12 protein-coding genes are annotated in these 10,596 nt (G+C 74.6%); 3 read left to right on the top strand and 9 right to left on the bottom strand.

The window, feature by feature from the left end; all coding sequences use genetic code 11:
• Positions 1-259 precede the first annotated feature (259 nt).
• From ABD990_RS33005 to ABD990_RS32995, 3 genes are all read right to left on the bottom strand, one after another.
• The gene (locus tag ABD990_RS33005) at positions 260-856 is read right to left on the bottom strand and encodes a response regulator transcription factor (protein WP_037046231.1); all 597 of its coding nucleotides are present in this window, start codon (positions 854-856) and stop codon (positions 260-262) included.
• A 166-nt stretch (positions 857-1,022) separates the two neighbouring features.
• Positions 1,023-2,378 (bottom strand): hypothetical protein, encoded by a 1,356-nt coding sequence (locus ABD990_RS33000; protein ID WP_345384735.1) that lies wholly within the window; start codon positions 2,376-2,378, stop codon positions 1,023-1,025.
• A 64-nt stretch (positions 2,379-2,442) separates the two neighbouring features.
• Positions 2,443-3,624, bottom strand: a complete 1,182-nt coding sequence (locus ABD990_RS32995) for a MerR family transcriptional regulator (protein ID WP_345384734.1) — start codon at positions 3,622-3,624, stop codon at positions 2,443-2,445.
• Positions 3,625-3,771: 147 nt separating this feature from the next.
• On the opposite strand from ABD990_RS32995, the gene ABD990_RS32990 reads away from it, so the two are divergent.
• Positions 3,772-4,092, top strand: coding sequence for a WhiB family transcriptional regulator (locus ABD990_RS32990; RefSeq protein ID WP_345384739.1), 321 nt, complete (start codon positions 3,772-3,774; stop codon positions 4,090-4,092).
• A 176-nt stretch (positions 4,093-4,268) separates the two neighbouring features.
• Here the strand turns inward: ABD990_RS32990 and groL are convergent, their stop codons facing one another.
• On the bottom strand, positions 4,269-5,882 hold the full coding sequence (gene groL / locus ABD990_RS32985; protein WP_345384733.1) for a chaperonin GroEL: 1,614 nt from the start codon (positions 5,880-5,882) through the stop codon (positions 4,269-4,271).
• A 100-nt stretch (positions 5,883-5,982) separates the two neighbouring features.
• On the bottom strand, positions 5,983-6,276 hold the full coding sequence (groES, locus tag ABD990_RS32980) for a co-chaperone GroES (RefSeq protein WP_345384738.1): 294 nt from the start codon (positions 6,274-6,276) through the stop codon (positions 5,983-5,985).
• Positions 6,277-6,462: 186 nt separating this feature from the next.
• On the opposite strand from groES, the gene ABD990_RS32975 reads away from it, so the two are divergent.
• Complete coding sequence (locus ABD990_RS32975) at positions 6,463-7,389, top strand: aldo/keto reductase (protein WP_345384732.1); 927 nt, start codon at positions 6,463-6,465, stop codon at positions 7,387-7,389.
• An 83-nt stretch (positions 7,390-7,472) separates the two neighbouring features.
• The gene (locus ABD990_RS32970) at positions 7,473-8,093 is read left to right on the top strand and encodes a TetR/AcrR family transcriptional regulator (protein WP_345384731.1); all 621 of its coding nucleotides are present in this window, start codon (positions 7,473-7,475) and stop codon (positions 8,091-8,093) included.
• Positions 8,094-8,196: 103 nt separating this feature from the next.
• Here the strand turns inward: ABD990_RS32970 and tsaD are convergent, their stop codons facing one another.
• The 4 genes from tsaD to ABD990_RS32950 are packed head-to-tail and all read right to left on the bottom strand — an operon-like array spanning position 8,197 to position 10,553.
• Positions 8,197-9,240, bottom strand: coding sequence for a tRNA (adenosine(37)-N6)-threonylcarbamoyltransferase complex transferase subunit TsaD (gene tsaD / locus ABD990_RS32965; RefSeq protein ID WP_345384730.1), 1,044 nt, complete (start codon positions 9,238-9,240; stop codon positions 8,197-8,199).
• Positions 9,237-9,704, bottom strand: a complete 468-nt coding sequence (gene rimI, locus ABD990_RS32960) for a ribosomal protein S18-alanine N-acetyltransferase (RefSeq protein ID WP_345384729.1) — start codon at positions 9,702-9,704, stop codon at positions 9,237-9,239. Before rimI ends, tsaD begins: the two co-directional genes overlap by 4 nt.
• Positions 9,701-10,384 carry a tRNA (adenosine(37)-N6)-threonylcarbamoyltransferase complex dimerization subunit type 1 TsaB gene (gene tsaB / locus ABD990_RS32955; RefSeq protein ID WP_345384728.1) on the bottom strand — a complete coding sequence of 228 codons (684 nt, stop codon included), beginning with the start codon at positions 10,382-10,384 and terminating at the stop codon, positions 9,701-9,703. Before tsaB ends, rimI begins: the two co-directional genes overlap by 4 nt.
• A 25-nt stretch (positions 10,385-10,409) precedes the next feature.
• On the bottom strand, positions 10,410-10,553 hold the full coding sequence (locus ABD990_RS32950) for a hypothetical protein (RefSeq protein ID WP_345384727.1): 144 nt from the start codon (positions 10,551-10,553) through the stop codon (positions 10,410-10,412).
• Between the last annotated feature and the right edge of the window lie 43 nt (positions 10,554-10,596).

Here is a 10,596-nt window from a genome sequence, read left to right as displayed (position 1 = left end):
GTCCGGCCGCGCGGCGGGCGCACGACGGGCCGGCGGCGCCACGGTCGGGCGCGGCACGGCGGGCGTGCGGTGCGGAGCGCGCGGCGGGACGGACCCGGCCGGTGCGTGGCTGCGCTGCGACAGCCACGGCCCTCGGCCGCGTCGTCCGCCCGGTCGCTCCCACCCGGAACCCCTCCGGGTGCTCGTGCAGTGCTGCGTGCGGTGATGCTGGTCGTGCGTCGGACCTGGCGGGTCCGCGGGGTGGTGCCCGGCTACCGCGTCAGGACACGAGGCCGCGGCGGAAGCCGTGCGCGACGGCCTGGGCGCGGTCCCGGACGCCGAGCTTGCGGAACAGCCGGCGGGCGTGGGTCTTCACGGTGTCCTCGGACAGGTAGAGCTCGCGGCCGATCTGACCGTTGCTCTTGCCCTGGCTCATCCCGCGCAGCACCTGCAGCTCGCGCTCGGTGAGCTGCACCCCCGGGTCGGCGGGCGCCCGCGGCGTGGGCACCGCGGTGGAGGCGAGGGTGTGGGCGAGGGCGGCCACCAGCTCGGGCCGGGAGGCGTCCCAGCGGAGGTAGCCCCGCGCACCGCCGGCGATGGCGGCGGCGATGCTGCCCGCGTCGTCCGGGGCGCCGAACACGATGACGTTCGCCTGCGGGTGGGCCGCCACCAGGCGCCTGGTGGCCTCCACCCCGGTGGGCACCGCGCGCTGGGTGCCGACCAGGACGACGTCGACCGGCTGCCGGGAGAACCGGGCCAGCAACTCGTCCCCATGGGCGACGCAATCGATCCGGTGCACCCCCGGCACCGCGGACATCACGCGGGTCAGACCTTCGCGGACGCTGCGACGATCGTCGCAGATGAGTACCGTCGTCACGACGATTCCTTCCTGCAGCTTCCTGCAGCCGGGTGATGTGTCACCCTCCGCATCGGCGGGTGACCGGATCACCTTGACACGATCAGGGCGACTTTGTGCCCTCCATTCGGGACCTCTGCGCCGAACGGCACTCGTCATGTGGGTGATGAGGGACCGAATGGAGTAATTACACTACCGCGAGCCTCTCCTCACCCGGAGACCGCTCCCCCATCAGGCGCCGCCCCGTCCCCTCGGAACGGGCACGGACGACGCTCAGCGTGGCCGCCGCGGCGTGTCGTCGGCGCGCGGGACCGCTCGGCGCACCGATCGTCGAGCGGAGCAACCGATCGAGCCGCCGATCGTGTCCCTCCGGCCCCTCGAACGGACGGTCCGACGGTCGCGCGGCGGCGCCGGGCGGATCGTCCGACCAGGGCGCCCCGGCGGGGCCTGTTCCGGCGTCCGTCCGTGGCTCCCCGGGACCCCCCGGCGTTCCCCTCCCGGAGCCCTCCGGGTCGCCGTCCGGAGAGGAACCGGAGGACGCCGTGCCGGCCCGCCGGACGACCGTGCCAGCGGCGTCCGCGGCGGCGAGGAGGGCCGCCCAGGCGAGGGGCAGCAGGCCCGCCGTGGCCGCCTCCTCCGCGACGGCGTCGAGGGCCGCCAGGGCCGACTCCGGGGTGGGGGCGACGACCCCCGCCGCGGCCTCCGCGGAACCGGCCTCCCCCGCGGCGGCCCGCACCGCGGCCACCACGCCGGCGAGGAGGCGGGACTTGAGGAGATGCCGCAACGACCCCGCGGCGGCTGCTCCGCGGACGGCCCGGGCCGCTGCAACGGACGCCGCGTCGAGATCGCCGCGCGCCAGTGCGAGCTCGCTGTGCACCCAGGCCGTCCGCACCACGGGACGCCAGGGCACGGACCTGCCGCCGGTGTGTACGACGCCGATCGCGAGAAGCACGTCCGCCCTGCTCAGCAGGCGTGCGGAGCGGGTGAGCGCGCCCTGCCCGAGCGCGTCGGCCGCGAGCCCGGTGAGCGCGTCGACGTGAGCCGAGAAGAGGTCCGCGCACGGGCTGGGAACGCCCTGCGAGGTGACGCCGGGAGGCCCGTCGGACGGCGCCGGCCCGGTCGAGCCGCGGAGATCGGCGGGGGCGGTCGACCACCGCCCGGCCCCGGGTGCGCCGGTCCGGGCGGACGGTCCGCGAGCCTCCGGAGGCCCGACCCGTCGATCGACCTCGGCCGAGCGGACACCGGCTCCGGGCAGTGCCCCGGGCGCTCCCGCGGCGAGGGCCAGGGCCCGTCCGTCGAGCCCGTCGGCGAGGGCGTGCCCGCCCCGCTGACGCAGGTGCGAGGCGCGGGTGACGAGGGCGTGCGCGCGGATCTCGACGGGCACGCGGGGGTCCCGCACGAGACCCTCCAGGAGGGCCGCCGCGGCGGCGTACCGGCCCTGCCCGCCGAGGGCCACGGCAGCCGCCCAGCGCACCACGGGCTCCGCTCGTCCCACCGGGCCGACCGACACGCCGGGGCGGCCCCCGAAAGCCACCTCACTCACGCGGCTGTCGTCCAAGTGGGCGGGTCCTATCGGGGAGCGGTCAAGGAGTGTCTACCCACATGTACTACTCCGTGTGGGTGATGGACGCGAGATCGGTCAGGAGGTCCGCCGCGGAGGTCAGGGACCCGAGGCGGTCGGTCCGGGACGGCAGGGCGACCTCCGCCCAGCCCGGCCCTGCGGCAAACGAGCGGAGCCGGGGCCGGGTACGGGGCAGCGCGGCGAACAGACCCGGGTCGGCCGTCCGCGGGCCCTGCGCCCACAGCACCACTGCGGCGGGTGCGGTCCGGCGCACCGCAGCCACCAGCGCGTCGAGCGGAAGGTCGGGCCCCAGGGGTCGGTAAGCCACGCCCCGCTCGGCCAGCACGGCACCGAGGACGGCGAGCGGCAGGTGGTGCCACTCGCCCGGCGAGCCGGCCAGCAGGACCGGGCGGGCATCCGCCCCCGGCCGGCTCGCGGCGACCGCGCGGGCGCCGTACACGGCGGTCACGGCCTCGCTGACCATGTGCTCGATCTCGACACCGGCCCCGGTCGACTCCCAGCGCTCGGCGACCGCACACAGCACCGGCCGGACGACGTCGTCCCAGGTCCGGACCAGTCCGTCGGCCTCGATGGCCTCGTCGACGAGCCGCCGCACCGCGGGCGCGTCCATGGACAGCGCCGCGCGCCCCACACCGCGGGCCCGCCGGCTCGCCCCGGGGAGCCGTAGCACCCGTCCTCCGACGCGTACGCGCGCGCCGAGGTCGAGCTCCTCGTCCGAGGGGCGACCGGCGAGCAGCAGCGGGCCGCCCTCCCCCGCCCCGGGTTCCGCGGTGCCGGTGCCGGGCACGCCCACGGGCCGCCCGCCACCCGGCTCCGGCAAGGGCGCGGCGAGGGCGTGCCGTGCGGCCTCGGCGGGAGTGGCCCCCTGGAGCAGCGCCTGCTGCATCAGTTCCAGGCGAGCGAGGTCCGCGGCGCCGTAGCGCCGGTGGGAGCCCGGGGTGTGCGCGGACGGGCCGAGCCCGTAGCGCCGGTCCCAGGTCCGCAGGGTGGCGGGGGCGACCCCGAGCCGCCGGGCCACGGCGGCCACGGTCAACCGGGGGGCGTCGTCGGGTCCGGACGGGGTATCCGGCGTTCGACCCTGCACAGTCGGCTCCTCCGCCCCCGGCTCCTGCACGCCGGTCACCTCGGCCACGTCTCGCACCGCGCGGTTCCCGCGCGGGGGCACGTCGCGGTCGGGTGCGTGCTCCGGCACGGGCTGCGTGGTCACGCGCCCATGGTCGGGGGTCGCCCCGCCCGCGGCAACCGCGACACGGTTCCTGCGACGAACCTCTTGAACAAGGTTTGGCGCGTTTCTATGCTGGGCACCTCGTTGCCGAGCAACGACTTCTTCGCTTCGAACTGGTGGGTGATGACGGTGGCGGACATCAGGCGGCTCCCGGGGCCGGTCTCCGACATCTGGGACTGGCAGATGCAGGGCGCGTGCCGCGGGATGGACAGCTCGTTCTTCTTCCACCCCGAGGGCGAGCGCGGACCGGCGCGGGCGAACCGCGAGCGGCGCGCCAAGGAGATCTGCGCGGCGTGCCCGGTGCTGGAGATGTGCCGGCGGCACGCACTGGAGGTGCAGGAGCCCTACGGCGTGTGGGGCGGCCTGTCGGAGCACGAGCGGGAGGCGATCATCCGCGGCCGCGACCGCCGGCTGCGGATCGACGACAAGAAGGGCGTCCAGCCGGTCTGACCGGCAGCGCCCCGCAGGGACGACACGCAGGACCGACACGCAGGGATGACCGGCGGGGACGACCCGTCGGAGCCCCGGGGGAACGCCGAAGGGCGGGTGGCCGCGAAGCCACCCGCCCTTCGGTGTGTGCTACTACCGCCGGCTCGGTGCCGGCTCGGTGCCGTCCGGGTACCGGATCAGTGCCCGTGCCCGTGACCGGCCGCCGGGGCCGGCTTCTCGACCTCGGGCTTGTCGACGACGGCGCTCTCGGTGGTGAGCACCATGCGCGCGATCGACGCGGCGTTGACCACGGCGTTGCGCGTGACCTTGACCGGGTCGATGACGCCGTCGGCCAGCAGGTCCGAGTAGGCGAGCGTGGCGGCGTTGAAGCCCTGCCCCCACTCCTGCTCGGCGACCCGCGAGGTGACGACCGCGCCCTCGACGCCGCCGTTGGCGGCGATCCAGTACAGCGGGGCGGTCAGCGCGCGGCGGACGATCGCGACACCGGTGGCCTCGTCGCCCTCGAGCTTGAGCTCCTCGAGCGCGGCGGCGGCCTGGACCAGCGCCGAGCCGCCACCGGGGACGATGCCCTCCTCGACGGCGGCGCGGGTCGCGGAGACGGCGTCCTCGATGCGGTGCTTGCGCTCCTTGAGGGCGGTCTCGGTGGCCGCACCGGCCTTGATGACCGCGACGCCGCCGGACAGCTTGGCCAGCCGCTCCTGCAGCTTCTCCCGGTCCCAGTCGGAGTCGGTGGTCTCGATCTCGCCCTTGATCTGGGCGATCCGGCCCTGGATGTCGTCCGCCTTGCCGGCGCCCTCGACGATCGTCGTGGTGTCCTTGGAGACGACCACCCGGCGGGCCCGGCCCAGCAGGTCCAGCCCGGCCTCGGACAGCTTGAGCCCGACCTCCGGGTTGATGACCGTGCCGCCGGTGGCGACGGCGAGGTCGTCCATGAAGGCCTTGCGGCGGTCGCCGAAGAAGGGCGACTTGACCGCGGCGACCTTGACGGTCTTGCGGATCGAGTTGACGACGAGGGTGGACAGGGCCTCGCCCTCGACGTCCTCGGCGATGATGAGCAGGGGCTTGCCCTCGCCGAGCACCTTCTCCAGCAGGGGGAGCAGGTCCTGGATGGAGCTGATCTTCTCGCGGTGCAGCAGGATGTAGGTGTCCTCGAGGACGGCCTCCATGCTCTCCGCGTCGGTCACGAAGTAGGGCGACAGGTAGCCCTTGTCGAACTGCAGGCCCTCGGTGATCTCCAGCTCGGTGGCGAGCGTGGAGCCCTCCTCGACGGTGATCACGCCGTCGTTGCCGACGGAGCCGATCGCGTCGGCGATCAGGCGACCGATCTCCTCCTCGCGGGAGGCGATGGTGCCGACCTGGGCGATGTGCTCGGCGCCGTTGACCGGGATGGCCTTCTGCAGCAGCCACTCCGAGACCTTGTCCGCGGCGGCGGCGATGCCGCGGCCGAGGGCGGTCGGGTTGGCGCCGGCCGCCACGTTGCGCAGGCCCTCGCGGACCAGTGCCTGGGCGAGCACGGTGGCGGTGGTGGTGCCGTCGCCCGCGACGTCGTTCGTCTTGGTGGCGACGGTCTTGGCGAGCTGCGCCCCGAGGTTCTCGTACGGGTCCTCGAGGTCGATCTCGCGGGCGATGGTCACGCCGTCGTTGGTGACGGTCGGACCACCGAACTTCTTGTCGATGACGACGTGGCGGCCGCGGGGGCCGAGCGTCACCTTCACGGCGTCGGCGAGCTGGTTGACACCCCGCTCGAGCGCGCGCCGCGTGTCCTCGTCGAAGCTGATCTGCTTCGGCATCAGAGCCTCTCGTTCTGGATCGGGAGAAGGAACCGCCCCGGGGCCCAGGCCTTCACTCGGCGCTGCGCCGCCGGGGCGGGTTCACTTCGCGCGGGGATCGTCAGTTGACGACCGCGAGCACGTCGCGGGCGGAGAGGATCAGGTACTCCTCGCCGTTGTACTTGACCTCGGTGCCGCCGTACTTCGAGTAGATGACGACGTCGCCGACGTTCACGTCCAGCGGGACGCGGTTGCCGTTGTCGTCGATCCGGCCCGGGCCCACGGCCAGGACCTTGCCCTCCTGGGGCTTCTCCTTGGCCGTGTCCGGGATGACGATGCCGGAGGCCGTGGTGGTCTCGGCCTCACTGGCCTGGACGACGATCTTGTCCTCGAGCGGCTTGATGTTCGCCACGATGACCTCCCCTTTCCTGGGGTGACTCACGAACTGTCCGTAGTACTGTCCACCGACAGCCGACCAGGGGCCCCGCCGTCGCGGGTGCCGGGGCGACCCGACCTGAACTGTGCGGTTGGCACTCTACCCACGAGAGTGCCAGCCGTTCAACGGGCCCGCCACCCGATGGCGGTCGTAGGCTCCGGACCCATGCCGACTGTGGGAGAACTCGAGGTCTCGCCCCTCTGCCTGGGGGCCAACGTCTTCGGCTGGACCGCCGACGCCGACACCTCGTTCGCGGTGCTCGACGCCTTCACCGGGGCGGGTGGCACGTTCGTCGACACCGCGGACTCGTACATGTGGCGGGTTCCCGGCAACAGCGGGGGCGAATCGGAGACGATCATCGGGGACTGGATGGCCGCGCGCGGCAACCGGGACTCGATGGTGATCGCGACGAAGGTCGGGTCGCTGCCGCAGCGCGCGGGCCTCGGCGGCGAGAACATCAAGGCCGCCTGCGAGGACTCGCTGCGCCGGCTGCGCACCGACCACATCGACCTCTACTACGCGCACAAGGACGACCCCGACACCGTGCAGGAGGAGACGCTCGACGCCTTCGACGCGCTGGTGAAGGAGGGCAAGGTCCGCCAGGTCGGGGCGTCGAACTTCACCGCGGAACGGCTGCGCTCGGCGCTGGAGATCTCCGACCGGGACGGGCTGGTGCGCTACACCGCGCTGCAGCCGCACTACAACCTCATGGAGCGAGAGGGCTTCGAGTCCTCGCTGCAGGACCTGCTGCGCTCCGAGGGCATCGCCTGCCTGCCGTACTACGCGCTGGCCAAGGGCTTCCTGACCGGCAAGTACCGCGGGGAGAAGGTCGACAGCGTGCGCGCCGAGGGCGCCTCGGCCTACCTCGAGGACCCCCGCGGGCGCGCGGTGCTCGCGGTGCTCGACGAGATCGCCGCCGGCCACGAGGTCCCGGTCCCGGCCGTCGCGCTCGCCTGGCTGGCCGCGCAGGACACGGTGGCCGCGCCGATCGCCTCCGCCCGCACCGTCGAGCAGCTGCGGAACCTGCTGCCGATGCTCACCCTGCGGCTCACGGACGACGAGCTGCGCCTCCTCGCCCACGTGAGCTCCTGACCCGCGGGCCGGCCGGCCCCGCGGGTCCCGGACGGCCGCCGGGACGGCCCTGGACGAACGTCCGGTCCGTTATCCTGCCCTTCGTGACCACCGCCGCCGACCGGGTGACCCGACGTCAGGTCGACAAGTTCGAGGAGCGCCGCCGGCTGCTGGCCGAGGGGGCCCTGCAGACGCTCTCCGAGCGGGGTTACGCACGCACGAGCCTGCGCGAGATCGCCCAGAACACCGAGTTCAGCCACGGCACGCTGCACTACTACTTCCGGGACAAGGTCGAGCTGATCATGTACTGCGTGCGGCGGTACAAGGCCGTCTGCGTGCAGCGCTACGACGCGATCGTCGCCGACTCGTCGACCCCGGAGGGGCTGGCCGCGGACTTCGCCGAGGGGCTGGCCGCGACCTGCCGGGACGACGCCCTGATGCACCGGCTCTGGTACGACCTGCGCTCCCAGTCGCTGTTCGAGGAGTCCTTCCGGCCGGACGTCGCCGAGATCGACGAGAGCCTCGAGCGGATGATCTGGCGGATCGTCGGCCGGTACGCCGAGCTCGCCGGGCGGGAGCCCACCTGCAGCCCGGCGACGGCCTACGCGACCTTCGACGGGCTGTTCCAGCAGGCCCTGCTCCGCCACCTCTCCGGCTCCGAGCTCGCCCTCGACGACCTCCGCGCCGGCGCCCGGCACCTGCTGGGCCACGTCGTCTGCGCGTAGCGCACCGTCGGCCCCTGATCCCGCGGGTCGGTACGTCCGGGCCACCGACTCGCACCTCCCGGTCGCTCCCGGGATCGCCCGCCCGGAAGTGCCGACCCGCGGGTCAGGGGACCAGGACCTCGGTGACCTGCAGGCCCGAGTCGGCGGGGAGGCCGAGCTCGGAGGGCGTGGCGCCGACGTGGACGAGGTGGGCCCCGAGCGCGGCGACCATCGCGCCGTTGTCCGTGCAGAGCACCGGGCGCGGGACGCGGAGGCGCAGGCCCGCGGCGGTGCAGCGCTCCTCGGCCAGCGCGCGCAGCCGCGAGTTGGCCGCGACCCCGCCGCCGAGCAGCACGGTGTCCATGCCGTACTCCTGCGCGGCCTTCACCGTCTTCATCGTCAGCACGTCGACGACGGCCTCCTGGAAGGAGGCCGCGACGTCCGCGACCGGCACCGGCACGCCCTCCCGCTCCAGCGCCTCGACGTGCCGGGCCACGGCGGTCTTGAGCCCGGAGAAGGAGAAGTCGTACTTCGCGTCGCGCGGCCCGGTGAGCCCGCGGGGGAACGCGATCGCCTCCGGGTCGCCCTCGCGCGCGGCCCGGTCGATGTACGGGCCGCCGGGGAAGGGCAGGCCGAGCAGCCGGGCGACCTTGTCGAAGGCCTCCCCCGCGGCGTCGTCGATCGTGGCCCCGAGCGGGGTCACGGGGCCGGCCAGGTCCGGCACGGCGAGCAGGCTGGAGTGCCCGCCGGAGACGAGCAGCGCGAGCGCGGGCGGTAGCGGACCGTGCTGCACGGTGTCCACGGCGACGTGCGCGGCCAGGTGGTTGACCCCGTACAGCGGGACCTCCCAGGCCGCCGCGTACGCCTTCGCCGCCGCGACCCCGACGAGCAGCGCGCCGGCGAGACCCGGACCTGCGGTGACGGCCACGGCGTCGACGTCCGAGCCCTTCACGCCCGCCGTCTCCAGCGCCCGGTGCACCGCGGGGACCATCGCCTGCAGGTGCGCCCGCGACGCCACCTCGGGAACGACGCCGCCGAACCGTGCGTGCTCCTCCACGCTGGAGGCGATCTCGTTGGCCAGCAGCTCGGGGACGCCGGCGTCGGACATCCGGACGATCCCCACGCCGGTCTCGTCACAGGAGGTCTCGATACCGAGAACGATCGTCACCGGGGTTCCCTCTTCATCGTGTAGGCGTCGGCCCCGCTGGGCCGGTAGTACCGCTTCCGCAGCCCGACGACGGCGAACCCGGTCTTCTCGTAGAGCCCGAGGGCGGCCTCGTTGTCCGTCCTGACCTCGAGGAACACCGTCGCGTGCAGCTCGTCGGCCACGGCCAGCAGCGCGTCGAGCAGCCGGCGCCCGATGCCGCGGCCCTGGTGCGCCGGGTCGACGCCGATCGTGTGCACCTCGGCCTCGGCCTGCGGCGGACCGGCGGTGACGCCGAGCCCGGCGTAGCCGACGAGCTCGCCGTCGAGCCGGGCGGCGAAGTAGGGCAGGCCGCGGGACACCTCGTCCCGGAAGGCCTGGGCGCTCCACGGGTCGTCGCCGGGGAAGAGGATCCTCTCCAGCTCGGCGCAGCGTGGCGCGTCGGCCCGGTAGAGCGGACCGATCGTGACGGTGCCGGTCCCGCTCACGTGCGCACCTTCTTGCGCTCCCCGGGCGGGACGGCGTCGGGCCGGCGCAGGTACAGCGGCTCGAGCGGGCCCGGCGTGCGGCCGGAGTCCAGCGCCGCCGCGGCCGCGGCGACCAGCCCGGCCGGGGTCGGCGTGGCGGGCTCGCGCACGGGCAGGCCGAACCGGTCCGCCATCGTGCCCGCGGCGGCGACCAGGTGCAGCCCGTCGAGCCGCTCGGCCACCGCCTCGGGGCCCTCCACGGTCGGCCCGGTCAGCCGGGCGCCCTCCGCCTCGTAGCCGGCCCAGTAGACCTCGCGGCGGCGCGCGTCCGTCGCGACCAGCAGGTTCCCGGTGAGCCTGCCGGGCAGCACGACGGCCTGGGCGATGGCGTCGAGCGAGCACACCCCGTGCACCGGGACCGCCAGCGCGTCGCCGAGCGAGGCGGCGGTGACCATGCCGACCCGCAGGCCGGTGAAGGGCCCCGGTCCGGCACCGACGACGATCGCCTCCACCTCGCGCAGCCGGATCCCGGCATCGGCGCAGGCGCCCTGCACCCCGGGCATGAGCAGCTCGCCGTGCTTGCGCGCGTCGTGCGCGACCCGCACGCCGAGCTCCTCGGCGCGCGCGCCGGGGCCGTCGGTCAGCCGGACGACTCCGGCGGTGACGGCGGGTGTGGCGGTGTCCAGGGCCAGCACGAGCACGTCACCGAGCCTACGAGCGTCGCTCTCAGCAGCCGTCCTCGGGCCAACCCGTGCCCGTCTCCTCCGGCTCGGCCGTGCAGTCCGGTGTGCACAGGTGCGCGCACGGGCGCCCCGCGGGGTGCGGCGGGGCGGGCGGGAGCGGCGGGAACGGATCGGGGGTCGGGCTCATCGGTCTCCTCCTCGGGTCGCGTCCGAGCGTGCGCGCCGGTGCT

Origin of the sequence: Pseudonocardia yuanmonensis, assembly GCF_039542425.1 — a bacterium.
In the GTDB taxonomy this organism is placed as follows: Bacteria; Actinomycetota; Actinomycetes; order Mycobacteriales; family Pseudonocardiaceae; genus Pseudonocardia; species Pseudonocardia yuanmonensis.
Note: the sequence above shows the minus strand (reverse complement) of the source record. Positions and strands in the feature narration are given on the sequence as shown.

Bases quoted from the DNA above. Each gene is read 5' to 3' on its own strand.
- groL (WP_345384733.1), bottom strand. From the start codon at position 5,882: ATGCCGAAGCAGATCAGCTTCGACGAGGACACGCGGCGCGCGCTCGAG.
- ABD990_RS32975 (WP_345384732.1), top strand. From the start codon at position 6,463: ATGCCGACTGTGGGAGAACTCGAGGTCTCGCCCCTCTGCCTGGGGGCC.
- ABD990_RS32950 (WP_345384727.1), bottom strand. From the start codon at position 10,553: ATGAGCCCGACCCCCGATCCGTTCCCGCCGCTCCCGCCCGCCCCGCCG.